The following is a 24,651-nucleotide window of genomic DNA, read 5'->3' on the forward strand; positions in this document are numbered from 1 at the left end:
GACCCCCAGAGCCAAGACCATGAAGACCATCCTGCGCGCGGCCGCTGCCGCACTCTGCCTTGCCGCTTCCGCCGGCGCCGTTGCCTCCGCCTGGCCCGCCAAGCCGATCACGCTGGTGGTGGGCTACACCGCCGGCGGCAGCGTCGACCTGGTGGCCCGGACCATCGCCCCGGAACTGGGCAAGCGCCTGGGCCAGAGCGTGGTGATCGAGAACCTGGGCGGCGCCGGGGGCACCATCGGCGCGGCCAAGGTGGTCAAGGCCGAGGCCGACGGCTACACCCTGCTGATGGGCTCGGGCAGTGAAGTGTCGATCGCCCGCCTGACCAACCCCGCCGTGCGTTATGACGGCGAGAAGGACCTGGCGCCGGTGACCTTCGTCGGCACCCAGCCGATGGTGCTGGTCGGCAAGCCCGGCCTGGCCGCCAGGAATGCGGCCGAGCTGATCGCGCTGGCCAAGGCCCAGCCGGGCAAGCTGGCGTATGCCTCGTCGGGCGTGGGCACGCCGCTGAACCTGGCCGGCGAGCTGATCAAGCAGCAGGGCAAGGTCAATATCACGCACGTGCCATACAAGGGCGCGTCGGCCATGGCCACCGACCTGCTCGGCGGCCAGATCGACCTGGCGGTGATGGTGCTGTCGTCGGCGCTGCCGCATATCCAGGCCGGCCGCGTGCAGGCCTACGGCGTGACCAACGCCAAGCGCTCGCCGGTGGCGCCGAACGTGCCCGCGCTGGCCGAGACGCCCGCGCTCAAGGGCGTCGACATGGGCGTGTGGTTCGGCCTGATGGGCCCGGCCAAGCTGCCGCAAGCGGTGGTGGAGCGCCTGAACACTGAGATGCAGGCCGTGCTGGCCATGCCGGATGTGAAGAAGAAGCTGGCAGAAGCCGGCGTGGAAGTGGCGCCGGCCAATCCGGCGCAGTTCGGCAGCTTTATCAAGCGCGAGACGGGGCGCTATCGGACCATCGTGCAGACGGCTGGCATTCACGAGTAAGAGCTGGGGCAGGCGGCGCTGGCAAGATCCCGCCGCCCATCCTCAACCTGATCCCCAGAACACGACCCGGCGGCACCGACCCGCCAGGCACCCTGAACGCACCGATTCTCATGACCCAGCCCACCGCACCGATCGACGCCTACCCCGTCAATGTCGCATTCCCCGACATCCGCGCCTGCGCCGCCGGCAACACCGGCATCCCCTACCTGTTCACCTTCGACAGCGGCCAGCCTGGCCCGCACGTGATGGTCAACGCGCTGACCCACGGCAACGAGGTCTGCGGCGCCATCGCCGTCAAGGCGCTGCTGGACCACGGCCTGCGCCCGCGCCGCGGCCGGCTGACGCTGGCGTTTGCCAACGTTGACGCGTACCACCGCTTCGATGCCGCCAGGCCCGACGCATCGCGCTTTGTCGACCAGGATTTCAACCGCGTATGGACCGCCAGGGTGCTGGATGACGCCAGCCTGGATTCATCGGAGCTGCGCCGCGCTCGCGCCATGCGCCCGGTGATCGATACCGTCGACCTGCTGCTGGACCTGCATTCGATGCACGAGAAAAGCCGGCCGCTGATCGTCTCCGGCCCGCTCGACAAGGGCATCGCCCTGGCGCGCGCGCTGGGCGCGCCGGCCGATGTGATCGTCGACGAAGGCCACCCCGAAGGCCGCCGCATGCGCGACTACGATGGCTTTGGCGATGCCGCCAGCGCGCGCAATGCACTGCTGATCGAATGCGGCCAGCACTGGGAGCCCGCCGCCGTGACCGTGGCGCAGGACAGCACCGCGCGCTTCCTGCTGCATGCCGGCGTGATCGATGCAATGGACTTGCCCGCGGGCTGGCTGCAACCGCTGCCCGCCACGCAGCGTGTGGTGCGCGTGACCGAGCCGGTGGTGGCCACCAGCATGGATTTCCGCTTTGCCGGCCCCTATACCGGGCTGGAGACCTTTACCGAGGCCGGGACCGTAATCGGCTGGCGCGACGGCGAGCCGGTAGTGACGCCGTATCCGGATTGCGTGCTGGTGATGCCGTCGCTGCGCCAGTTGCGCCCGGGCGTGACCGTGGTGCGCCTGGGCCGGCTGGAGCGCTGATGCGGGTACGCTGGGCCGGGCGCGGCTGCGCCCGGCAAGAGGCTGCGCAGAGCGGCATGGTCCGGCCCTCCTTCGGTTGACTGCAGACAGGCTAGGCCGCCGGGGCGGCCGTGCCCGCCGGCGGCGGGGGCGGCGGCAGCATGCCGGGGAACAGCTGTTCGACCAGTTCATCCAGCTTGGACGACGGCTGCACGAAGTTGCTCAGGTTGAGCCCGCCCGCGCTGCGGTTGGCGTTATAAATGGCCTTGCCGACACGGTCGCCGTTGCGGAACACGGTGATATCGGCGCTGTTCAGGTACGCAGTCCAGTACCAGGCGCTGCGCGCCGTGTACAGCGCCACCACCGGGCACGCCGCGATCGAGGTCTGCGCCTGCAGCACCTTCACCTCGAAATTGCGCCGCCGCAGCGATGAGAGAAAACTCTCGACAAAGTCATTGCCCGTGACCGGATTCACCACCACGCACAGCAGCGTGCCGTTGGCGCCGTAGTTGCCCAGCGGGCCGCCGCCAGCCGGCACCTGGAACGCGACAAGGGGATCGGTGCGGTCGGGCCGGTCGACCGGGGTCACTGCCTGGTAGGTCGAGCAAGCGGTGATCAGCAGGCCAAGGCCTGCGGCCAGCAGAGTTTTGTACATGGATGTCCTGTGTGGCTGGGGCGGGCTGCCCTGCAAGACACAGTGGCCACCGCATACCTTCACACTGTAGGCGCCGGTACGCCGATCCAATCGTCCAAACAGAAGCGCAAAACGGCCGCTTCTGCGCCGGGGTGGCGGCTCAGCCGCCCGCGCCGCCGCCTTGCGCCAGCCGACCCACCAGGACCAGGCAAAGCCCGGCAAGGCAGACCCCGATGACTACGACCTGCAGCCGCGTGACGGGTCTGCCGCCAAACAGCGTCTGGCTGAGCCAGGCGGGCGAAACCACGCCGACGATGGTGGCAACCATGATCAGGATGGCTAGGACGGACAGAACGGATTGCATGGCGGGACTCCGGAATCTAGGACAAGCGCGATCAGTTGGCGCCGCCGCGCAGCAGGCAGTCGCGCAGCAGCGGTGCGCCATCCGCCAGCCCGGCGCCGTTGCATTCCAGCGCGACCTTCTGGCCGCGCCGCACCATGGTGGCTCGGGCTTCCACCTCGCACACCCGCCCTGCCGGGCCGCAGATCTGGCGTTGCAGCAGCAGTGCGCGCACATTCACGCCGGGATCGTTGGTGCGGATATCGACAAAGACCTGGTTGCCCTCGCGGCGAATGCCGCTGGCGACGCCTTCGACGATCAGGTACTGGCCCAGGTAGCGGGTGTCGGCTTCCTTGGGGTTGCCGCGGTAGTCATTCAGCAGCGTGTCGGCCTGGAGCTGCGGCAGCCGGTCCGCGGGGCGCTCCGGGTCGATGCTGATCGGGTCGAGCGTGCCATCGCGCGGCACCCCGCGCACGACGCTTGCCGGCACCGCGCTGGCTTCGGCCTGCGCCTCGGGTGCGGCACCGCCGACATCGTCGCGGCGGTCATTGCCGGCAAACCACAACATGCCAAGGACAGCCACGGCGACGATGGCAATAAGGATTTGCTGGGTACGGTTCAACATCGGAAGGTCCTGCGTCAGTGAATGCGGAAGGCGGAACGGGATTATGCGCCCTGCCTGCCGCAAAAGCGCTCAATCGCCGCCACGGCATGGTCGACGCCGCGCTCGGCGGCCATCGCGCGGCCCAGCGTGGCGGCCCGTTCGCGCGTGGCCGATTGCTCCGCGAAGGCGATCATCGACGCCAGCCGCGGCGCGTCGATCTTGTGCCCGGCGACATAGCGCGGCGCCACGCCCAGTGCCGCCAGCCGGCCCGCCCAGAAAAACTGGTCGCCCGCAAACGGCAGCACGATCGATGGGGCGCCCGCTGCCGCGGCTGCATGCGTGGTGCCCGCACCGCCATGATGGATTGCCGCCGACACGCGCGGCAACAGCCAGTCATGCGGGGTGGCGCCTACCACGTGGAAGCTGGATGGCAACGCCGCCACGTCGATGCCGCTCCAGCCCGGATAGAACAGCGCGCGCCGGCCATCGACCGCCTGTATCAGCGCCGTCACCACCTTGTCCCGGTCAAAGCCCGCCATGCTGCCAAAGCCGATATACAGCGGCGCCTCGCCGGCCGCCAGGAAGTCGCGCAGCGGCGCGTCCGGTTGCCAGTCCGGCTGCGGCGGCATGGTCCACGCGCCGCTCACCAGCCAGTCGTCATGCCAGTCATGCGGACGCGGCACCAGCTGCGGCGAGATCGCGTACAGCGTCGGAAAGTCCGCCCACATCGCCTTGCGCGCCGACGCGCCGAACAGCCTGGAGCGCGCAGCATTGGTCGCGCTACGGAACATGCGCCACAGCACGAAGTTGATCACGTGGTGGCTGGCGCGATTGGCCCACCCCGGCATCCTGAACGGCGGCAGCAGCGCGGACGGAAAGGCCCGCGTCGGCGAGATCGGGAACATGCCCGCGCCGATCACCGGCTTGCCCAACTGCTCGCCCACCGACAGCGCCACATACGCCGTCAGCCCCGAGAACACGATGCCATCGGCAGCGCGCGCGGCTTCCGCCAGTTGTGCCATCCACGCCTCGGTGTTGTCCTCGGCAATGCGCGCGAATGCCCGCGTGGCCTCGGCGACGTTGCCGCCTTCGGTCATCAGCTTGTGCAGCGCGCCGCCGGGCGCCAGCGTCTGCTGGATATCGCCCGCCATCGGCGCAAAGGCCAGGCCGTGCTCTGCCGCGAGCGTGGCTGCCGAGCGTTCGCCCAGCATCAGCACGTCGTGGCCGGCGGCGCGCAGGCCGAGGCCCAGCGCGACCATGGGGCGGCAGTCGCCCTGGGTACCGAAGGTGATGAGGGTCAGGCGCATGGCGGGAGAGGCGCCGAAGGGCCCGGCGCCGGCATGTCAGCGAGTAGCCTGCAGTTTACTTGTACCGGCGCCTTCCGCGCCGCGACATGGGGCCGCGGCTGCGGGTATCACTTGCCGATGCAGAAACGCGTAAAGATCGTCCCCAGCAGATCATCGCTGGTGAACTCACCCGTAATGCTGTTCAGGCAATCCTGCGCCAGCCGCAGCTCTTCGGCAAAAAGGTCCAGCGCCTGCGCCTGGTGCTCGGCCTGCTCCGCGGCGATATCCAAGTGCGATTGCGCATTCCGCAGCGCCGTCAGGTGCCGTTCGCGCGCCAGGAAGTTGCCTTCATTGCCTGACTGCCAGCCCACCAGCCGCAGTAGTTCACGACGCAGCAGTTCAATGCCGGCCCCGGTGCGCGCCGAGATCCAGATCTCGGTCGGGTTGGGGCCGTTGGCCGCAACCACATGCGGGCGGTTGCCGCCGAAGACGACATCGCCAACCGCGGGGGCCTTGTCGATCTTGTTGACGATGCGCACGATCGGCGAGCCCGGCGGCAGCTGGCCGCTGAGCTGGTCGTCGATGGCGTCGTCGGTCTCGGACAGGCCGTGGCGCAGGTAGTCGGTGGCGTCGACCAGGTGCAGCACGATATCGGCGCGGCGGATGGCGTCCCAGGTGCGTTCGATGCCGATGCGCTCGACTTCGTCGGCGGCGTGCTCGCGCAGGCCGGCGGTGTCGATGATATGCAGTGGGATGCCGTCGATCTGGATGGTCTCGCGCACGCGGTCGCGCGTGGTGCCGGCGATGGGCGTGACGATGGCCAGCTCCGCGCCGGCCAGCGCGTTCAGCAGCGACGACTTGCCCACGTTGGGCTGGCCCGCCAGCACCACCGACAGGCCCTCGCGCAGCAGCGCGCCCTGGCGCGCCTGCGCCAGCACGCCGCCAAGTTCGGTGCGGATGGTGGCAAGCTGGCCGCGGGCGTCGGACTGCTCCAGGAAATCGATCTCTTCCTCGGGGAAGTCCAGAGTGGCTTCCACCAGCATGCGCAGGTGGATGACCTTATCCACAAGCTGGCGGATGGCGTTGGAGAATTCGCCCTCCATCGAACGGGCCGCTGAGCGCGCCGCGGCCTCGGTGCTGGCTTCGATCAGGTCGGCGACAGCCTCGGCCTGGGCCAGGTCGAGCTTGTCGTTGAGGAAGGCGCGCCGCGTGAACTCGCCGGGCTCCGCCAGGCGCAGGCCGATGCCGTCGCCCGCCTGCAGGCAGCGCGTCAGCAGCATCTGCATCACCACCGGGCCGCCGTGGCCCTGCAGTTCGAGCACTTCTTCGCCGGTATAGGAGTTGGGCGCCGGGAAATACAGCGCCAGGCCGTGGTCGATGACTTTGCCATGGCCATCGAGGAACGGCAGGTAGGTGGCGTGGCGCGGCTTCAGCGCCTGGCCGCAGACGGCGCGCATCACCGGGCCGACATTGGGGCCCGACACGCGCACCACGCCGATGCCGCCGCGTCCGGGCGCGGTGGCGATGGCGGCAATGGGAACCTGGGGAGCAGTCATGGCGGTATTGTCGCAGATCGGGTGCAGTTGGCGTGGCACGCGGTGGGCAGGCCGCCATGGCGGGCGGGGTGGTCAGCTGGCGCCGGGCAGCGGCTGCGGCGGCGCCTCGTCCGGCATTGCCTGCGCCTGCAGGCAGTCGGCCAGCAGCCGGCGCGCGACGATGCCGTCGACAAAGCGGCCGAGCTTCGCCTGCCGTTTGACCAGCTTGCGATGCAGGTCCTTGCTGTAGCGGGATGGCAGCACCGGCGCGAACGCCTCGATCACATAGCGCAGTCGCTTGCCGGCGATGCGCAGTTCATGCACCGCGCGAGGATTGCCGCGGCGTGCAGCCTTTGCCAGCGCGCGCAGGCGCTTGCGGCCGCGGCGCACGCGCTTGCGCGCAAGGGGCCCGAGGCGGCCACCGTCACTGCGGGCGCGGGCGGCCAGATGGTCCAGGTGCGCCAGGTCGCGATGCAGCGCGGGCAGTGGCCAGTCACGGTAGCCGGCCAGGGCCGACAGCATGGTTTGCCGTGCGGTGTCGCGGCGCTCACGGGCGGTGTCGGCGATGGCCGACAGCACGGTATCGTCCGGTTCCAGCTTGCGTGCCGGGGCAATGGTTTCGGCCAGGAACACGTCCCAGTCGCGCACATCGCTGGTGGCGCGCGCCAGCATGCGCAGGTCATGCTTCCAGCGATCACGCTCCTGCCGCGGCAACGACGGCCCCAGGGCCCAGAGCACCGCGCGCGCGTGGCGTACCGCCACGCGCAGCGCGTGCAGGTCTTCGGCCTCGTCGCGGTGCAGCAACTGGGCCAAGCTTGCTTCCATGCGCGCCAGGCTTGCCTGCGTCAGCGCGGCAAAGGCGGCGGCGGGCCGCGTCTTGCGGTGCAGTGTGGGGGGATGGGCGTCGGCGATCATGGCGGGCTGCATGCGCTCAGGCGCGCATGCGGGTCGCGGATGCTTCCAGTGTAGGCGACAGCACGCCGGCCCGCTTCGGCGCGGCGTAAAAGACGCATGGATGGTTGACAGCCCCGTGCCTTCACGCTGCAATGCGCACATCCCGGTGATGCAGTGACCCGACAAGGAACAGCCATGACCACCGAACAGGAACGGCTTTTGCTGCGCGACACCATCGAGGCGGGCTTCCGCCAGACCGCCTTCGTCAACGACGTCGGCATCTCGCTGGCGGACTGCGGGCCAGGCTGGTGCGAATCCACGCTGGCCATTACGCCGCGCCACCTGCAGCATGGCGGCATCGTCCATGCGGGCGTGCAGGCCACCATGGCGGACCACACCGCGGGCGCGGCGGCATCGACCATCCTGGAGGCAGGCCAGCACGTGGTCACCGCGGAGTTCAAGATCAACCTGCTCAGGGCCGTGCGCAGCGAACGGCTGCGCTGCCGTGCCGATGTGCTCAAGTCCGGCCGCGCGATCATCGTGGTGGAGGCGGATGTCTTTGCCGATGTCCACGGTGAATCCGTGCTGGTCAGCCGCCTGAACGCCACCATGAGCGTGCTGGACCTGGCCTGAGCGCCCTCCCACCCTTGAAAGGAAGCGACCCATGATCGACCACACCGGCGTAAGCGTCAGCGACTACGGCAAGAGCCGCGCCTTCTACCAGGCGGCGCTGGGCGCCATCGGCTATGTGCTGGACAAGGAGTTCCCGGCCAGCGTCACCGGCAGCACCGACGTGGCCGGCTTCGGCCCGCCGGGGCAACCCGACTTCTGGATCCACCGCGGCACGCCCAACCAGCCGCCGCTGCACGTGGCCTTCCGCGTGGACAGCCGCGAGACCGTCGATGCCTTCTATCGCGCGGCGCTGGCCGCGGGCGGGCGCGACAACGGCGCGCCGGGCATCCGCGCGCACTACCATTCCGACTACTACGGCGCCTTCGTGCTGGACCCGGACGGGCACAACATCGAAGCGGTCTGCCACAAGCCTGCGTAGGGCCTCAGCGTGTCGCGACGATGAACAGGCGCGGGAACGGCAGCAGCACCGACCCGTCCGGCAGCGCCGGGTACGCCTTGGCAATCTCGGCTTCGTAGCGCGCCAGGTAGGCGGCGCGCTCGGCCTCGTCCAGCGGCTGCAGGAAGGGGCGCAGGCCGCTGCCCTTGAACCACTCGACCACCGCGGCCGGGCCGCCCGCCAGCGGATGGTGGTACGTGGTCAGCCATACATCCACGCGCTGGCACAGCGGGCGCAGCAGCTCGTAGTACCACTGCGCCGGGGCGCGCTCGGCGCGGGCCTTGCTGGCGCCGGCGAGCTTTTCGGCCCACGGGCCATCCGCCGCCACCTGGCGCATCAGCCGGTGCGCGGGTTCTTCCAGGTTGTCCGGCATCTGCACGGCCAGCGTGCCGCCGGGAGCGAGCCTGGATACCAGTGCCGGGAACAGGCTGGCGTGGTCAGGCAGCCACTGCAGCACGGCATTGGCCAGGATCACGTCATAGGGCCCGGCCTCGTCCCAGGCGCCGATGTCGGCCACGCGGAACTGCACGTCGGGCAGGCGCTTGCGCGCCGCGTCGACCATGTCCTGCGAGCTGTCCAGCCCGGTCACCGACGCCCCCGCATAGCGCGCCAGCAGCACCTCGGTGGAATTGCCCGGCCCGCAGCCGATATCCACCGCGCTGCGCGCGGTCTGATTGGGGATGGCAGCCACCAGGTCGCGGACCGGGCGGGTGCGTTCGTCTTCGAAGGCGACGTATTGGTGGGCGGACCAGCTCATGGGGATCTCCTGATGCTTAGGGCAGGCCAGTAGGATACGCCTGCCGCTGGCGGTTCGCTGGGGCTGTCAGCCCGCCCTTTTCCCATTACCCCAGCTTCTTCTTCAGCAGCTCATTCACCTGCGCCGGATTGGCCTTGCCCTTGGTGGCCTTCATCGCCTGCCCGACCAGCGCATTGAACGCCTTCTCCTTGCCCGCGCGGAATTCCTCGACCGACTTGGCGTTGGCCGCCAGCACGTCGTCGATGATCTTCTCGAGCTCGCCGCTGTCCGACATCTGCTTCAGCCCCTTGGCCGCGATGATGGCATCGGCATCGCCGCCATGCTCGCCGGCCCACATCGCCGGGAACACATCCTTCTTGGCAGTGTTGTTCGACACCGTGCCGTCCGCAATGCGCGTCAGCAGCTTCGCCAGTTGCGCCGGCGTGACCGGCGCGGCATCGATGGCGATGCCTTCGCGGTTGAGCTGCGAGGCCACGTCGCCCATCAGCCAGTTGGCTGCGGGCTTGGCGTTGGCGGCACCGGCGTCGGCCACCACTGCCTCGTAGTAGGCGGCGAAGGCCTTGGTGGCGGTCAGCGTGGTGGCGTCATAGGCCGACAGGCCGTACTGCGAGACAAAGCGCGCCTGCATCGCTGCCGGCAGCTCCGGCAACTCGCCGCGCACGCGCTCGACCCAGCTCGCGTCGATCTCCAGCGGCATCAGGTCGGGGTCGGGGAAGTAGCGGTAGTCGTGCGCGTCTTCCTTGGTGCGCATGGCGCGCGTTTCGCCCGTTTCCGGGTCGAACAGCACGGTGGCCTGCTGGATCTTGCGGCCGTCCTCGATCTCGGCGATCTGCCACTGCACTTCGTACTCGATGGCCTGCTGCAGGAAGCGGAACGAGTTCAGGTTCTTGATCTCGCGGCGGGTGCCAAATTCCTTCTGGCCGAGCGGGCGCACCGACACGTTGGCGTCGCAGCGGAAGCTGCCTTCCTGCATGTTGCCATCGCAGATGCCCAGCCACACCACCAGCGAGTGCAGCGTCTTGGCATAGGCCACGGCTTCGGCGGCGCTGCGCATGTCGGGCTCGGTGACGATTTCCAGCAGCGGGGTGCCGGCGCGGTTCAGGTCGATGCCGGTCATGCCGGCAAAGTCTTCGTGCAGGGACTTGCCCGCGTCTTCTTCCAAATGGGCGCGGGTCAGGTTGACGGTCTTCTCGTAGAACTCGCCCTTCTTGCCTTCGACCTGGATGGTGATGGTGCCGCCCTGTACCACCGGGATCTCATACTGGCTGATCTGGTAGCCCTTGGGCAGGTCGGGGTAGAAGTAGTTCTTGCGCGCAAAGATGCTGCGCGGCGCGATGGTGGCGCCGATCGCCAGGCCGAACTGGATGGCGCGCTCCACCGCGCCCTTGTTGAGCACCGGCAGCACGCCCGGCAGCGCCAGGTCCACCGGCGAGGCCTGCGTATTGGCCTCGGCCCCGAAGGCGGTGGAGGTGCCGGAAAAAATCTTGGAGGCCGTCGAAAGCTGAGCGTGCGTTTCGAGGCCGATCACCACTTCCCATTGCATGGCGGTATTCCTGTTCGGTTCTGTCTGTTGCGGTGGAGCGGCGGCGCCGCTCCGGGGTTCAGTCTGGTCTTGCCCCAGTCCTCAAGGGTCGGGGCTGGCAAGCCATGAGTCGAGCTGGGCCAGCGCGGCCACGCGGGCAACCGCATCGCCGCCGACGGTGACGCCCTGGGTCTTGCGTATGCCTGCCGGCACGTCGCGGCGCATATGCAGCTCGCTGGTGCCGTCAAAGCCGTGGTAGGCGCCCGGGTAGATCTCCAGCCGGAAGCGCGCGCCCGGCTGGCGCGCCAGCACCGCGCTCTGGAGCATGGCGCAGCGGGTGGCGGGCGTCCAGTCGTCGGCGCCGCCGATCATCAGCAGCATCGGCGCGCGCAGGCGGTAGTTGTGCTGCTGCACCGCGCGCTTGCAGCCCGGGTAGAACGCCACGGCGCGCTCCACCTGGGGCGTGCCGGCCGGCCACGGGCGGCTGGCATCGACGGTGGCCAGCACCGCCTGTGCGCCATTGGACCAGCCCAGCAGCACGATGCGCGCGGTGTCGACCGCCGGCTGCTGCGCCACCCAGCGCAGTGCGGCCAGCGCATCGGCGCGGCGCGTGCGGTCGTCGATGCCGCGCGTGTCGATGGGGTCGGAGCAGATGCCGTGGGGCCTGCCGCGCGCGCTGAAGCTGTCGGGCATCAGCACGGCATAGCCGCGCTCGGTCAGCCAGTGTGCGTATTCGCGGTAGCGTTGCTGCAGCAGTCCGGAAACGTCCGCCTTGTCGGTTCCCGCGGCGCCTGCCGCGCTCGCGCGCGAGGGGCGCGCGGACAGCAGGCCGCCGCAGCCGTGCAATGCCACTACCACGGGCAGTGCGCGCTGGCTGATGCCTTCGCGCGGCAGGAACCAGTAGGCAGTTAGCGCGGGCGTGGCCGCATCGCCGCGCAGCTCGACGCGCTGCGCGGGCACGGATGCGGTTACCGCAGACCCTGGCGCGGCCCGGCTCACCGCATTCGGCGCCAGCACGCCGGCAGGCGTCAGCGGCGCCGGCTGTGCCAGCGCGGGGGCGGGCAGGTCCGGTGTATGCGCGGATGCGCCGGCCAGCCATGCGCCCAGCCCCAGTGCCACCACGGCGCGCAGCACCGCCACCGCCGGGCGGGCGGCGCACAGTGAGCGTTGCGGGGTGGCGGGTGCGTGGGTCATGACTGGCTTCGGTGGCTTCAGCGCGTGCGGGCGCAGGCGCCGCTGCCCGGCTCGAACATCACGGGCCAGGCTTCTTCGTAGATGCCGGGGGTGCAGCGCTGCTGGCAATTGGCGTGCGCCAGCGTGACGCGGCGCGGGTCCTGCCAGACCATCAGCTTGCAGCCGCTGCCGTCATTGGCGCGCAGCTCGATATGCGGCTTCTTCTGGACCTGGCGGAAGTCCGCCAGGTTGAAGCTGCACGAGCCGCGCTTGCCTACCCACAGCTTCCACGACAGCTGCTGCACGCTGTTGTCCGACACGCGCAGCTGGGCATCTTCTCGGAAACCGTCTTCCTCGGTGCGGCGGCAATCGCCGGCCAGGTCGATGTTGCGGCTGGCGATCGGAGCCGGAGGCGCGGGCCGTCCCAGCCCGCCCGGCAGCGGGATGCAGCCGGCCACCGCCGCGGCGAGCGCGGCCACGGCCATCAGGCGCAGGGTCAGCGAGGAGCGTGCGGTCATGTTCATGCCTTGCCCGGACGGCGCAGGTGCCAGTCGGTCGCCTGCTGGAACGCGTGCGCGGTCTGCAGCAGGCGTGCTTCGTCGAAGTAGTTGCCGATCAGCTGCAGGCCCACCGGCATGCCGGCTTCGCCGAAGCCGCACGGCACGCTCATGCCGGGCAGGCCGGCCAGGCTGGTGGACAGCGTGAAGATGTCGGCCAGGTACATCTGCACCGGGTCCGAGGTCTTCTCGCCCAGCTTCCACGCCACCGTCGGCGCCACCGGCCCCATGATCACGTCGCACTGGGCGAAGGCGCGCTGGAAGTCGTCGGCGATGATGCGGCGGATCTTCTGCGCCTGCAGGTAGTAGGCGTCGTAGTAGCCGTGCGACAGCACATAGGTGCCGACCATGATGCGGCGCTTGACCTCGGCGCCGAAGCCTTCGGCGCGGCTCTTCTTGTACATGTCGAGCAGGTCGCGGTATTCGGCCGCGCGGTGGCCGTAGCGCACGCCGTCAAAGCGCGACAGGTTGGAAGAGGCCTCGGCCGGCGCGATCACGTAGTACACCGGGATCGACAGCTCGGTCTTGGGCAGCGTCACCTCGACCAGCGTGGCGCCCAGCTTTTCATACTCGGCCAGCGCAGCGCGCACGGCCTGCTCGACGTCGGCCGACAGGCCCTTGCCGAAGTATTCCTTCGGCAGGCCGATGCGCAGGCCGGCCAGCGGGCGCTCGGCGGTGGCGCCGGCGCGCGGCTGGCCCAGCAGCCGGGTGTAGTCCTCGTCCACGCCGCCCTGCGCGGGCGTGATGCTGGTGGAGTCCCTGGGGTCGAAGCCGGCCATGGCGTTGAGCAGCAGCGCGCAGTCTTCGGCGCTATGGGCCATCGGGCCGGCCTGGTCCAGCGACGAGGCGAAGGCGATCATGCCGTAGCGCGACACGCGGCCGTAGGTCGGCTTGATGCCGGTGATACCCGAGAACGACGCCGGCTGGCGGATCGAGCCGCCGGTGTCGGTGCCGGTGGCGGCGGGGGCCAGGCCCGCAGCGACTGCTGCGGCCGAGCCGCCCGACGAGCCGCCGGGCACGCGGCTGGTGTCCCACGGGTTGCGCACCGGGCCGAAATGCGAGTTCTCGTTGGACGAGCCCATCGCGAACTCGTCCATATTGGTCTTGCCCAGCGTGACCATGCCGGCCGCGCCCATGCGTTCGACCACGGTGGCGTCGAACGGGCTTTCATAGTTGCCCAGCATCTTCGAGCCGGCGGTGGCACGCCAGCCACGCGTGACGAACACGTCCTTGTGCGCGATCGGCACGCCGGTCAGCGGCGCGGCCTCGCCGCGGGCGCGGCGTTCATCGGCGGCGCGCGCCTGGGCCAGGGTGCGCTCGGCATCGACGTGGATAAAGGCGTTGAGCGCGGCGGCCTGCTCGATGCGGGCCAGGTACTCGCGCGCGAGTTCCTCGGCGGAGACGGAGCGCGCGGCCAGCGCATCGGCAAGCTGGCGCAGGGAGGTCACGGAATCAGCGGAAAAGGGCATGACAGTCGGTTGGCATCAGGGGTAGCGTACTGGCGGGTGGCCGGCGGCGGACAGGCATGCACGGGTGCGTCGGGTCCGGGCCGGGCGGCGGTCATTCGATGACCTTGGGCACCAGGTACAGGCCGTCTTCGGTGGCCGGCGCGGGGCGCTGGTAGTCGGCGCGGCGGTCGGATTCGGTGACCACGTCCTCGCGCAGGCGCTGGACCATGTCGCGCACGGCAGACAGCGGGTGGGCCAGCGGCTCGATGCCGGTGGTGTCGACCGCCTGCATCTGCTCGACCAGTGAGAAAAAGTTGTTCAGCTGCGCAAGCGTCTGGGCGGCCTCGTCATCGCTGGTTTCGATGCGGGCCAGGTGGGCGATGCGCTTGACGTCGGATAGAGCGAGGGCCATGGCGTGGTGGTTCGGATGCTCGGATGCGGGGGGCGCGGGCTGCGCCGGCGGCTGGCTCATGGGGCGGCTGAGTCGCACGGCCCGTGGCCTGACCGGGGGCGCCGGAGTGGCGCCCCGGAGTCGTCGGAATTACAGGTATTTTCAGGCCGTAAACGCCCGAAGCAGCAGGAATTATAAGGTATCATTGCGAGTTACCGACCCTTGGCAACGCCCACGTCACATGGCCGCAAAGCGGCCGTTGGCCGGCACGCCTGCGCCTGGCATCCACAGGCGCCCGAAGGGCGAACCTGGGTCCTCTGATTAGGCCTCTGCAACCGGCCAGCGCATGTCGCATGTCAACGACATTGTGCGCCGGTGCCTGCACATTTCCGCGAACTTTTCCGCGGGGTCTAATCAAAGGTTCCCGTAGTGCCGGCGCGAACAGTGCGCCGGCGGTGCCGTTCCCAATCCCATCCCGGCCCGGGCAGGCCCCGTGCCGGACGGCGGGCGGACCGGGAAGCCGGGAACCATTCCGTATTCAACACAACGTATTTCGTGGCCGGACCGCCCGCGGTGCCGGCCGCTTCGCCTACCCGCGAACACCACCACAGACAGGATTCCTGATGTTCGGATTTCTCCGCAGCTACTTCTCCAACGACCTGGCGATCGACCTCGGCACCGCCAATACGCTGATCTACATGCGCGACAAGGGCATCGTGCTGGACGAGCCCTCGGTCGTCGCGATCCGCCAGGAAGGCGGCCCCAACGCCAAGAAAACCATCACGGCGGTGGGCAAGGAAGCCAAGCAGATGCTGGGCAAGGTGCCGGGCAATATCGAGGCGATCCGCCCGATGAAGGACGGCGTGATCGCCGACTTCACCGTCACCGAGCAGATGCTCAAGCAATTCATCAAGATGGTGCACGACAGCAAGCTGCTGCGTCCGAGCCCGCGCATCATCATCTGCGTGCCGTGCGGCTCGACCCAGGTCGAGCGCCGCGCCATCCGCGAATCGGCGCTGGGCGCCGGCGCCAGCCAGGTGTACCTGATCGAGGAGCCGATGTCGGCCGCGATCGGCGCCGGCCTGCCGGTGTCGGAGCCGTCGGGCTCGATGGTGGTGGATATCGGCGGCGGCACCACCGAGGTGGGCATCATCTCGCTGGGCGGCATGGTCTACAAGGGTTCGGTGCGCGTGGGCGGCGACAAGTTCGACGAGGCCATCGTCAACTACATCCGCCGCAACTACGGCATGCTGATCGGCGAACAGACCGCCGAAGCCATCAAGAAGGAAATCGGCTCGGCCTTCCCGGGCTCCGAGGTCCGCGAGATGGAAGTCAAGGGCCGCAACCTGTCCGAAGGCATCCCGCGCGCCTTCACGGTGTCTTCCAACGAAATCCTGGAAGCCCTGACCGATCCGCTCAACCAGATCGTGTCGGCGGTGAAGATCGCGCTGGAACAGACCCCGCCCGAACTGGGCGCCGACATCGCCGAGCGCGGCATGATGCTGACCGGCGGCGGCGCGCTGCTGCGCGACCTGGACCGCCTGCTGGCCGAAGAAACCGGCCTGCCGGTGCTGGTGGCCGAAGACCCGCTGACCTGCGTGGTGCGCGGCTCCGGCATGGCGCTGGAACGCATGGACAAGCTCGGCAGCATCTTCTCCTACGAGTAAGAAGGACGCTCACGTGGCGATGCGCGGCCTGCCGGATCCAGCGATCAGGGCGGTGTCGCGGCGCCTCACCCGCCGGGGCCAGGCCCCGGCAGCTCCCGCCGCCCGACTGTGCCGCTCCCGTCCCCGCAAGGGCCTCGGGCGCGGCACGGCGGGCGGCGGGGCGTTTCCGCGTGGGCTCCGGCCTTTGTTCGGGTAAATGGATTACTCCCCTCCGCCGCTCTTCAAGCAAGGCACCTCGGCAGTCGCCAGGCTGGTCCTGTACGTGACCATCGCGCTGGCGCTGCTGGTGGTCGATGCCCGTTTCGACGCGCTCAGCGTGGGCCGCCAGGTTGCCGCCACCGTGCTGATGCCGGTCGAACGCCTGGTGCTGACACCGCGCGACGCGCTGCGCACGATGTTCGACTACGCGCAGTCGTCGGCGATGCTCGCCACCGAGAACCGCGAACTGCGCCAGAACGCCGTGCAGCAGGCCCAGGCCGCGGTGCGCCAGGCGCAGCTTGAGTCCGAGAACAACCAGCTGCGCAAGCTGCTCGGGCTGGCGCAGCAGTCGGCCACGCCGGTGACGGCTGCCGAGATCCTGTATGACGCGCGCGATCCCTACAGCCAGCGCATCGTGATCGACAAGGGCAGCCAGCACGGCCTGCGTGCCGGCTACCCGGTGATCGACGAGCGCGGCGTGGTGGGGCAGGTCACGCGCGTGTCGCCGTTCCAGTCCGAGGTGACGCTGCTGACCGACAAGGACCAGGCCATCCCCGTGCAGGTGGTGCGCAACGGCCTGCGCAGCGTGGCCTTCGGCGGCGCGCGCGCGGGCCAGCTGGACCTGCGCTTCATGGCCGCCGCCGCCGACCTGCAGCAGGGCGACCTGCTGGTGACCTCTGGCCTGGACGGCACCTACCCGCCGGGCCTGCCGGTGGCAAAGATCATCCATATCGAGCGCAAGGCCGATACCGCGTTCTCGCGCGTGTACTGCGAGCCGGTGGCCGGCGTGCGCGCGCACCGCCAGCTGCTGGTGGTGCGCTACGACGCGGCCATCCCCGCGCGCGAAACGGTCGAGGCCAAGCCGGAGGCGCCGGTCAGGGGCGCCAAGTCCGCCGCGGCGCGCGCAGCCGCCGACAGCGCGGCGGCTGCCAAGGCCGCGCCCGCCAAGGAGGCACCACGGTGACCAATCCCCAATACCTGCTGCGGCCGGTCAATCCCGCCTTTATCGCCTTCAGCTTCGTGCTGGCGTTCCTGTTCAACCTGATGCCCTGGGGCACCACGCTGTGGGTCCCCGACATGGTGGCGCTGGTGCTGGTGTTCTGGAACATTCACCAGCCGCGCAAGGTGGGCATGGGCGTGGCCTTCCTGCTGGGCCTGCTGATGGACGTGCACGATGCCCGGCTGCTGGGCGAGCACGCGCTGGCCTACACCCTGCTGGCCTACTTTGCTATCACCATCCACCGCCGCGTGCTGTGGTTCACCGTCTATACCCAGGCGCTGCACGTGCTGCCGCTGCTGTTCATCGTGCATGCGGTGCCGGTGCTGATCCGGCTGGCCATGGGCGCGCCGCTGCCGGGCTGGCCACTGTTGCTGGCGCCGGCGATCGAGGCGCTGCTGTGGCCGCTGGCCACCAGCCTGCTGCTGGCGCCGCAGCGCCGTTCGAGCGATGTCGACGAGACGCGTCCGATCTGACGCCGCACGCATCTGACCGCACCTAAACGCTCATCCCTGGCCTACGCAGTACCATGACCGAAATCCGCAACGTCGAACTGGAAATCGGCCGCTTCCGCATCCGCGTGGCGGCTGCGGCCCTGTTCACGGTGATCTGCTTTGGCCTGCTGTTCACGCGCTTCCTGTGGCTGCAGTGGTACAAGCATGACCAGTACTCGGCCAAGGCCGAGGACAACCGCATCTCGGTGGCGCCGATCGAGCCCAACCGCGGCATCATCATGGACCGCAACGGGCTCGTGCTGGCGCGCAATTATTCGGCGTACACGCTGGAGATCACGCCGTCCAAGCTGACCGATACGCTGGACAACACCATCGAGAGCCTGTCCGGGCTGGTGGATATCCAGCCGCGCGACCGGCGCCGCTTCAAGCGGCTGATGGAAGAGTCGCGCAGCTTTGAAAGCCTGCCGATCCGCAGCCAGCTGACCGACGAGGAAGTGGCGCGCTTTTCCGCGCAGCGCTTTCGCTTCCCGGGCGTGGACGTGCGCGCGCGGCTGTTCCGCCAGTACCCGCTGGGCGAGTCGGCCTCGCACGTGATCGGCTACCTCGGCCGCATCTCGCAGCGCGACCAGGAACGCATCGAGGCCATGGACGAGGCCAACGATGCCGAGGGCGCCAAGTACGATCCGCGCAAGGATGCCGACAACTACAAGGGCACCAACTACATCGGCAAGATCGGCCTGGAGCAGAGCTACGAGAGCGAGCTGCACGGACTGACCGGTTTCGAGGAAGTGGAAGTGAGCGCGGGCGGGCGCCCCATCCGCACGCTTTCGACCTCACCCGCCACGCCCGGCAACAACCTGATCCTGTCGCTCGACATCCGCCTGCAGCAGCTGGCCGAGGCGCTCTACGGCGACCGCCGCGGCGCGCTGGTAGCGATCGAGCCGGCCACCGGCGACATCCTGGCCTTTGTCTCCAAGCCGACCTACGACCCCAATCTGTTCGTCGAAGGCATCGACACCAATACCTGGAACGAGCTCAACAACTCGCCCGACAAGCCGCTCCTGAACCGGCCCCTCAGGGGCACCTACCCGCCCGGCTCGACCTACAAGCCGTTCATGGCGCTGGCGGCGCTGACCACCGGCAAGCGCACCGCGGCCTGGGGCATGCACGATCCCGGCTTCTTCACGCTGGGCAACCATACCTTCCGCGACGACAAGCCGGGCGGCCACGGCTGGGTCGACATGCACAGCTCGATTGTGCAATCGTGCGACACCTACTACTACGCGCTGGCGCGCGACATGGGCGTCAACGGCATCCATGACTTCATGAAGCCGCTCGGCTTCGGCCAGATCACCGGCATCGACATCGAGGGCGAAAGCCGCGGCATCCTGCCGTCGACCGACTGGAAGCGCCGCGCGTACCGCAAGCCCGAGCAGCAGAAGTGGTACGACGGCGAGACCATCTCGCTGGGCATCGGGCAGGGCTACAACAGCTTCACCATCCTGCAGCTGGCGCAGGCCACCTCGGTCATCGTCAACAACGGCAGCGTGATGAAGCCCCACCTGGTCAAGGCCGTGGAAGACGCGGTCACGCGCAAGCGCACGCTGACGGTGCCAAAGGAAAGCTATCGCATTCCGCTCAAGCAGGCCGATATCGACGTGATCAAGCGCGCCATGGTGGCGGTGACGCACTCCGGCACGGCCGCGCGCGTGTTCGCCGGTGCGGCCTATGAATCGGCGGGCAAGACCGGCACCGCGCAGACCTACAGCCTGGGCAAGGGCGAGAAGTACAACCACCACGCGCTGGACGAGCGCAAGCGCGACCACTCGCTGTACACGGCCTTCGCGCCAGCGGACAACCCGAGGATCGCGATTGCGCTGATCGTCGAGAACGCCGGCTTCGGCGCCGCGGTGGCCGCGCCGATCGCGCGCAAGGTGATGGACTACTACCTGACCGGCAAATGGCCGGCAGAGCTGGAAGCCATCGCGCCGCCGGAAGCCGAGCGCATGGCGGGCCGCCCGCCGGTGGCCACGCCGAGCGTGTTTACCACCGGCCAGACTGCCAGCATCGCCAGCGCTACCGTGATGTCGGGCGGCAGCGCACCGGCCAGCGGCGCGGCCGCCAGCGCGGTGGCCGCGGCCTCGGGCGCGCACGCCGCGGCGTCTGACGCGATCGCGGCGGCGCTGGACCCGGCCGCGATCGCACCGGCCTCGGCCGTGCAGACGCTGGATGAACGCATGCTGCAGGCGCTGGGCCACAGCAAGCCGAAGGTGCCGCCGGCTTCCGTGCCGGTCGTGCCGGCCAAGGCGCCCGCGCCCAAACCACGCGTCAAGCCCGTGGCTGCCAAGGCAGCCAGCGGTGCCGACGCCACTCGCTGAAGGAGACGCGCATGGATCGACGCCGCGTCCTGTCCCTGATCAAGACCGCGCTGACCGGTTTTGACAAACCACTCTCGCTGATCGTCTTCCTGCTGTTCGCCACCGGCATCGTGGCGCTGTACTCGGCCGCCATCGACATGCCGGGCCGGGTCGAGGACCAGCTGCGCAATATCCTGCTGTCTTATGTGGTGATGATGGTGATCGCCTACCTGCCCACGCAGACGCTGATGCGGGTGGCGGTGCCGATCTACACGGTCGGGGTGGCGCTGCTGATCGCGGTGGCCATGTTCGGGCTGATCCGCAAGGGCGCGCGCCGCTGGCTCTATGTCGGCATGGTGATCCAGCCGTCCGAGATCATGAAGATCTCGATGCCGCTGATGCTGGCGTGGTACTTCCAGAAGCGCGAGGGCGTGGTCAAGTGGTTCGACTTCGTGGTGGCGCTGGTGCTGCTGCTGATCCCGGTCGGCCTGATCGCCAAGCAACCCGACCTGGGCACGGCGCTGCTGGTGATGGCCGCGGGCGTGTACGTGATCTACTTCGCGGGCCTGTCGTGGAAGCTGATCCTGCCGCTGCTGGGGCTGCTGGTGGTGGCGGTCACGCTCCTGATCACGTTCCAGAACGATATGTGCGCGCCGGGCGTGAACTGGCCGGTGCTGCATGACTACCAGCAGCACCGCATCTGCACGCTGCTGGACCCGACCAGCGATCCGCTGGGCAAGGGCTTCCACACGATCCAGTCGATCATCGCCATCGGCTCCGGCGGGGTCGAGGGCAAGGGCTGGCTCAAGGGCACGCAGACGCACCTGGAGTTCATTCCGGAAAAGCACACCGACTTTATTTTCGCCGTGTACTCGGAAGAGTTCGGCCTGATCGGCAATGCGGTGCTGCTGGTGCTGTATCTGCTGTTGATCTTCCGCGGCCTGTTTATCGCGGCCAATGCGCCGACGCTGTTCTCGCGGCTGCTGGCGGGATCGATCACGCTGATCTTCTTCACCTATGCCTTCGTCAACATGGGCATGGTCAGCGGCATCCTGCCGGTGGTGGGCGTGCCGCTGCCGCTGATGAGCTATGGCGGCACCGCGCTGGTGACGCTGGGCGCGGGCATCGGCATTCTGATGAGTATTTCGCGACAGAAGCGGCTGATCCAGACGTAGCGCAGCCGGCGTAAAAAGGGGGCCGCGGCTGTGCCGCCGGCCCCCTTTGCTAAACTGCCACCCACTTTACCTCTACCGGTCCACGCCCCATGAACGCCCAAGACGTTGCCGCCTACCTGCAGAGCCACCCCGAATTCTTCGAAGAACACGCCGAGCTGCTGGCCGCGGTGCAGCTGACCAGCCCGCACAGCCACCGCGCCGTGTCGCTGCAGGAACGCCAGATGGAAATCCTGCGCGAGAAGAACAAGGGCCTTGAGCTGCGCCTGGCGGACCTGGTCCGCCACGGCCATGACAACGACCGCACCCAGCAGCGCATGCATGCCTGGCAGCTGCGCCTGCTGGCCGAAGCCGATTCGCACGCGCTGCCCTATGCGGTGCAGGACGGCCTGCAGCAGGTGTTCGACGTGCCGGCGGTGGCGCTCAGGCTGTGGGACGTGGCCGAGCAATACGTCCATATGGAAGTGGCGCAGGGCGCCAGCGAAGACCTGCGCATCTTTGCCGAAGGCCTGCGTGCGCCGTACTGCGGCAGCAACGGCGGCTTCGAGGCGGCGGGGCTGCTGGAGCGCGACGATATCACCTCGCTGGCGATGGTGACGCTGCGCGTGCCGGTGCGTGCCGGTGATGCCGAGGCCGGTGCCGACGTGCGCGGTGCCGCCTTTGGCCTGCTGGTGCTGGGCTCGCCCGATCCGCGCCGTTTCCACGAAGGCATGGGCACCGCCTACCTGTCGCAGATCGGCGAAGTCGCCGGCGCCGCGCTGCACCGGCTGCGCGACTGAGGCGCGGCGGCCCACGCCTGACGCCATGACTGCACGCCGGCCGCCCCGCAGCGTGGTTGCGGATGTCGCGCCTGCCAGCGACAGCCCGCCGCCGGCACCCGAGCCGCTGGTCACGCGCTACCTCGACTGGCTGCGCGGCAGCCGCAAGCTGGCTGAGCACACGCTGACCAGCTACAGCCGCGACATGCGCGTGCTGCAGGGGCACGCGGCGCGCTATGCGCCTGGCGTGGCCCTGCTGGCACTGCAGACCCACCATATCCGCAACTTTGCTGCGCGGCTGCATGGCGCCGGGCTGGTCGGCACCAGCATCGCGCGCACATTGTCGGCGTGGCGCGGTTTCTTCCAGTGGGCGGCGCGCCACGGCCATGGCGTCACGGTGAATCCGGTCGACGGCGTGCGCGCGCCGCGCTCGGGCCACGCGCTGCCCAAGGCGTTGTCGGTCGAACACGCGGTGGCACTGGTCGCGCATCCTGCCGGCACGGATGCCCAGGCACTGCGCGACCATGCGGTCTATGAGCTGTTCTATTCAAGCGGGCTGCGGCTGTCCGAGCTGGTGCAGCTGGACCTGCGCTATGCCGATGCCGACGGCTACCGCTCCAGCGGCTGGCTCGACCTGGCCGGGGCGGAAGTCACCGTGACCGGCAAGGGTTCGCGCCAGCGCTCGGTGCCGGTCGGCAGCAAGGCCGTCGAGGCGCTGCGCGCCTGGCTGGCGGTGCGCGACACGCTGCTGCGCCCCGGCGCCTTGCCGGAAGATGCGCACGCCCTGTTCCTCGGCCCGCGCGGGCGGCGCCTGTCGATGCGCACGGTGCAGTTGCGGCTCAAGCAACAGGCGCTGCGCGCCGGCGTGCCGGCCGATGTGCATCCGCATATGCTGCGGCATTCGTTTGCCACCCACGTGCTGCAGTCGTCGGGCGACCTGCGTGCGGTGCAGGAGATGCTGGGCCATGCCAGCATCTCGACCACGCAGGTCTATACCGCGCTGGATTTCCAGCACCTGGCGAAGGTCTACGACAAGGCCCATCCGCGGGCCGGCCGGGCGCGCGCCAGGCCGGCAGCTGACGCCGCCGCCGATCCTGCTGACGCCGACGAAGCGTCGGAAGACTAGTTCACTCCCACTGCGCCAGCACCTCGCGGAAGCGCTCGATCTCGGGCAGCAGCCAGCCGCGGAACGCCTGCACCTTGGGCAGGTTCAATGAGCCCGGCGCGCATACGAAGTACAGCAGCCAGGGACAGGCGATGCTGACATCGAACAGCCGCACCACGCGCCCGGCCAGCAGGTCGTTGTAGGCCAGCGAGGAGCGGATCAGCGCAATGCCCTGGCCTTCGGATGCGGCCTGCAGCAGCAGCGAGGAATCTTCCAGCAGCAGCCCCTTGCGCGGTTCCGGCCAATCCAGCCCGGCGGCCTCGAACCACGGCTTCCACGGATCGCCCTCGCCGCGCAGCAGCGGCAGGCCGGCCATGTCCTGCGGCCGCTCGGGCAGGCGGCCGCCATTGAAGCCGGGGCTGCAGACCGGGAAGAAGACGTCGTCCAGCAGCCGTTCCACATACAGGCCGGGATAGTCGCCGCTGCCCATGCGCAGCGCGATATCGACTTCCTCATGCGCAAAGTTGACCAGCGTGTTCGACGATAGCAGCTCGACATCCAGCACCGGGTGGCGCTCGATAAAGCTGCCGATGCGCGGCGTCAGCCAGCGCGCGGCAAACGACGGCATGGTGCTGATGGTCAGGCGCTTGTCGCGGTTGCCGGCCTGCAGCGCGCGCGTGGCATCGGCGATCTGCAGCAGCGCGTCACGCACGCGCTCGGCATACAGGCGCCCCGACGGCGTCAGCGCGACGCGCTTGCCGTGGCGCTCGAACAGCGGCATGCCCAGTTCTTCTTCCAGCGCGCGGATCTGGTGGCTGACCGCGCCGTGCGTGACAAACAGCTCCGTGGCCGCGCGCGAAAAGCTCTCGTGCCGCGCCGCGGCCTCGAAGGCGCGCAGCGCGGTCAGCGCCGGCAGGCGCGGCAGCTCGCGGTGCCAGCCGCGCGGCAGGTCCTTTTCCCAGGCGCTCTTCCAGGCCATGGTGGTCTCCAGGCGGTCGTGTGTATGTGAATTTGTCTAACAAGAACAAGGAAAATATATCGTTTTGATAGTGGCCGGGCAATCACTAATATTCCATCACCGGCCCCCGCAGTACTTATTTACTTCACGGCGATATTCGTAGGATTTAACTGGCCTGGTCCCCTTGCCGGGCCAGTTCCGGTGGCCCGCCGCGAATTCGTACTGCGCCTAGCGTATTCCCGCCGAGGCCGGCTGAACGGAGAACCACCATGAAAACCGTGCTCACAACGACCGTGTTCACACTGAATCCTGGCGAAGTCACCACGCTGTCGGTGCATGCTGCCCAGCGCCTGCATGTCGAAGAGGCCCGCGGCACCGACGTATGGCTGACCCGCGAGAAAGATTCAGAGGACTACTGGCTGCGTTGTGGCGGCAGCCTGCTGCTGCGCTCGGGTGACGAGGTGGTGCTGAGTGTAGACCCGCGTGCGCTGCACCCGGTGCGCCTCGCCCTGATCGCGGAAGCGCGCCGCCCGGCGCTGGCGCTCGCTGACGTGCCGCACCTGGTGTACCGCAGCCTGCGCCGCCTGGTTCGAGGCACGGAGTGGACGCCGAACCAGGACCAGGTCACCGCATCCTGAGGCAAAGGCTGACGGAGCATCGTCCACATCACATCGCGACCGCGGGCATCTGCGCCTGGTCTGGTCGCGTGACGCATCGGACGA

Annotated in this window: 25 protein-coding genes; 12 read left to right on the forward strand and 13 right to left on the reverse strand. The window is 68.9% G+C overall.

The window, feature by feature from the left end; all coding sequences use genetic code 11:
• Window positions 1-19 precede the first annotated feature (19 nt).
• A complete protein-coding gene (locus KB879_RS00370) occupies window positions 20-988 on the forward strand; it encodes a tripartite tricarboxylate transporter substrate binding protein (protein ID WP_013955186.1) in 969 nt (322 codons plus the stop codon).
• A gap of 110 nt (window positions 989-1,098) precedes the next feature.
• A complete protein-coding gene (locus KB879_RS00375) occupies window positions 1,099-2,073 on the forward strand; it encodes a M14 family metallopeptidase (protein WP_211980518.1) in 975 nt (324 codons plus the stop codon).
• A 91-nt stretch (window positions 2,074-2,164) separates the two neighbouring features.
• Here the strand turns inward: KB879_RS00375 and KB879_RS00380 are convergent, their stop codons facing one another.
• The 6 genes from KB879_RS00380 to KB879_RS00405 all read right to left on the reverse strand — a co-directional run bounded on the left by KB879_RS00380 (window position 2,165) and on the right by KB879_RS00405 (window position 7,366).
• Window positions 2,165-2,707, reverse strand: coding sequence for an Sbal_3080 family lipoprotein (locus KB879_RS00380; protein ID WP_013955188.1), 543 nt, complete (start codon window positions 2,705-2,707; stop codon window positions 2,165-2,167).
• A 139-nt stretch (window positions 2,708-2,846) separates the two neighbouring features.
• Window positions 2,847-3,050 carry a hypothetical protein gene (locus KB879_RS00385; RefSeq protein ID WP_013955189.1) on the reverse strand — a complete coding sequence of 68 codons (204 nt, stop codon included), beginning with the start codon at window positions 3,048-3,050 and terminating at the stop codon, window positions 2,847-2,849.
• Window positions 3,051-3,081: 31 nt separating this feature from the next.
• Window positions 3,082-3,651: an OB-fold putative lipoprotein gene (locus KB879_RS00390; RefSeq protein ID WP_013955190.1), complete on the reverse strand. Its 570-nt coding sequence runs from the start codon at window positions 3,649-3,651 to the stop codon at window positions 3,082-3,084.
• 41 nt (window positions 3,652-3,692) lie between these two features.
• Entirely contained in the window at window positions 3,693-4,937 is a 1,245-nt protein-coding gene (locus KB879_RS00395) for a glycosyltransferase (RefSeq protein WP_211980519.1), read from the reverse strand.
• A gap of 107 nt (window positions 4,938-5,044) precedes the next feature.
• Window positions 5,045-6,472 carry a tRNA uridine-5-carboxymethylaminomethyl(34) synthesis GTPase MnmE gene (mnmE, locus tag KB879_RS00400; protein ID WP_013955192.1) on the reverse strand — a complete coding sequence of 476 codons (1,428 nt, stop codon included), beginning with the start codon at window positions 6,470-6,472 and terminating at the stop codon, window positions 5,045-5,047.
• A gap of 72 nt (window positions 6,473-6,544) precedes the next feature.
• Window positions 6,545-7,366: a CHAD domain-containing protein gene (locus KB879_RS00405; RefSeq protein WP_041228265.1), complete on the reverse strand. Its 822-nt coding sequence runs from the start codon at window positions 7,364-7,366 to the stop codon at window positions 6,545-6,547.
• Between the two features lie 174 nt (window positions 7,367-7,540).
• Here KB879_RS00405 and KB879_RS00410 point away from each other — a divergent pair, with 174 nt between their 5' ends.
• Window positions 7,541-7,978 (forward strand): PaaI family thioesterase, encoded by a 438-nt coding sequence (locus KB879_RS00410; RefSeq protein ID WP_013955194.1) that lies wholly within the window; start codon window positions 7,541-7,543, stop codon window positions 7,976-7,978.
• Between the two features lie 31 nt (window positions 7,979-8,009).
• Window positions 8,010-8,396, forward strand: coding sequence for a VOC family protein (locus KB879_RS00415; RefSeq protein ID WP_211980520.1), 387 nt, complete (start codon window positions 8,010-8,012; stop codon window positions 8,394-8,396).
• A 4-nt stretch (window positions 8,397-8,400) separates the two neighbouring features.
• Here the strand turns inward: KB879_RS00415 and tam are convergent, their stop codons facing one another.
• The 6 genes from tam to gatC form a co-directional block, all read right to left on the reverse strand.
• A complete protein-coding gene (tam, locus tag KB879_RS00420) occupies window positions 8,401-9,171 on the reverse strand; it encodes a trans-aconitate 2-methyltransferase (RefSeq protein ID WP_013955196.1) in 771 nt (256 codons plus the stop codon).
• Window positions 9,172-9,256: 85 nt separating this feature from the next.
• Window positions 9,257-10,714, reverse strand: coding sequence for an Asp-tRNA(Asn)/Glu-tRNA(Gln) amidotransferase subunit GatB (gatB, locus tag KB879_RS00425; RefSeq protein ID WP_211980521.1), 1,458 nt, complete (start codon window positions 10,712-10,714; stop codon window positions 9,257-9,259).
• Window positions 10,715-10,795: 81 nt separating this feature from the next.
• Window positions 10,796-11,887: a dienelactone hydrolase family protein gene (locus tag KB879_RS00430; RefSeq protein WP_211980522.1), complete on the reverse strand. Its 1,092-nt coding sequence runs from the start codon at window positions 11,885-11,887 to the stop codon at window positions 10,796-10,798.
• 17 nt (window positions 11,888-11,904) lie between these two features.
• Window positions 11,905-12,390: a hypothetical protein gene (locus KB879_RS00435; RefSeq protein WP_211980523.1), complete on the reverse strand. Its 486-nt coding sequence runs from the start codon at window positions 12,388-12,390 to the stop codon at window positions 11,905-11,907.
• The gene (gatA, locus tag KB879_RS00440; protein ID WP_153954995.1) at window positions 12,387-13,892 is read right to left on the reverse strand and encodes an Asp-tRNA(Asn)/Glu-tRNA(Gln) amidotransferase subunit GatA; all 1,506 of its coding nucleotides are present in this window, start codon (window positions 13,890-13,892) and stop codon (window positions 12,387-12,389) included. Before gatA ends, KB879_RS00435 begins: the two co-directional genes overlap by 4 nt.
• A 91-nt stretch (window positions 13,893-13,983) precedes the next feature.
• Window positions 13,984-14,283, reverse strand: coding sequence for an Asp-tRNA(Asn)/Glu-tRNA(Gln) amidotransferase subunit GatC (gene gatC, locus KB879_RS00445; RefSeq protein WP_035819367.1), 300 nt, complete (start codon window positions 14,281-14,283; stop codon window positions 13,984-13,986).
• 602 nt (window positions 14,284-14,885) lie between these two features.
• On the opposite strand from gatC, the gene KB879_RS00450 reads away from it, so the two are divergent.
• The 7 genes from KB879_RS00450 (at window position 14,886) to KB879_RS00480 (ending at window position 22,992) form a co-directional block, all read left to right on the forward strand.
• Entirely contained in the window at window positions 14,886-15,929 is a 1,044-nt protein-coding gene (locus tag KB879_RS00450) for a rod shape-determining protein (protein WP_008648066.1), read from the forward strand.
• A gap of 196 nt (window positions 15,930-16,125) precedes the next feature.
• Window positions 16,126-17,091: a rod shape-determining protein MreC gene (gene mreC, locus KB879_RS00455; protein ID WP_013955202.1), complete on the forward strand. Its 966-nt coding sequence runs from the start codon at window positions 16,126-16,128 to the stop codon at window positions 17,089-17,091.
• On the forward strand, window positions 17,088-17,600 hold the full coding sequence (gene mreD, locus KB879_RS00460) for a rod shape-determining protein MreD (RefSeq protein WP_013955203.1): 513 nt from the start codon (window positions 17,088-17,090) through the stop codon (window positions 17,598-17,600). The genes mreC and mreD overlap by 4 nt, the downstream gene beginning before the upstream one ends.
• Window positions 17,601-17,653: 53 nt before the next feature.
• Complete coding sequence (gene mrdA, locus KB879_RS00465; RefSeq protein ID WP_013955204.1) at window positions 17,654-19,957, forward strand: penicillin-binding protein 2; 2,304 nt, start codon at window positions 17,654-17,656, stop codon at window positions 19,955-19,957.
• A gap of 11 nt (window positions 19,958-19,968) precedes the next feature.
• Complete coding sequence (gene rodA, locus KB879_RS00470; RefSeq protein ID WP_013955205.1) at window positions 19,969-21,111, forward strand: rod shape-determining protein RodA; 1,143 nt, start codon at window positions 19,969-19,971, stop codon at window positions 21,109-21,111.
• Between the two features lie 89 nt (window positions 21,112-21,200).
• A complete protein-coding gene (locus KB879_RS00475; RefSeq protein ID WP_010811484.1) occupies window positions 21,201-21,887 on the forward strand; it encodes a DUF484 family protein in 687 nt (228 codons plus the stop codon).
• Between the two features lie 25 nt (window positions 21,888-21,912).
• The gene (locus tag KB879_RS00480; RefSeq protein WP_211980524.1) at window positions 21,913-22,992 is read left to right on the forward strand and encodes a tyrosine recombinase XerC; all 1,080 of its coding nucleotides are present in this window, start codon (window positions 21,913-21,915) and stop codon (window positions 22,990-22,992) included.
• A 1-nt stretch (window position 22,993) separates the two neighbouring features.
• On the opposite strand, the gene KB879_RS00485 is transcribed toward KB879_RS00480, so the two are convergent.
• The gene (locus tag KB879_RS00485; RefSeq protein WP_211980525.1) at window positions 22,994-23,950 is read right to left on the reverse strand and encodes a transcriptional regulator GcvA; all 957 of its coding nucleotides are present in this window, start codon (window positions 23,948-23,950) and stop codon (window positions 22,994-22,996) included.
• A 248-nt stretch (window positions 23,951-24,198) separates the two neighbouring features.
• Between KB879_RS00485 and KB879_RS00490 the strand changes: the two genes are divergently transcribed.
• Window positions 24,199-24,567, forward strand: coding sequence for a DUF2917 domain-containing protein (locus tag KB879_RS00490; RefSeq protein WP_013955208.1), 369 nt, complete (start codon window positions 24,199-24,201; stop codon window positions 24,565-24,567).
• The last annotated feature ends 84 nt before the right edge of the window (window positions 24,568-24,651 follow it).

Origin of the sequence: Cupriavidus sp. KK10, from assembly GCF_018223725.1 — a bacterium.
GTDB lineage: Bacteria > Pseudomonadota > Gammaproteobacteria > Burkholderiales > Burkholderiaceae > Cupriavidus > Cupriavidus necator.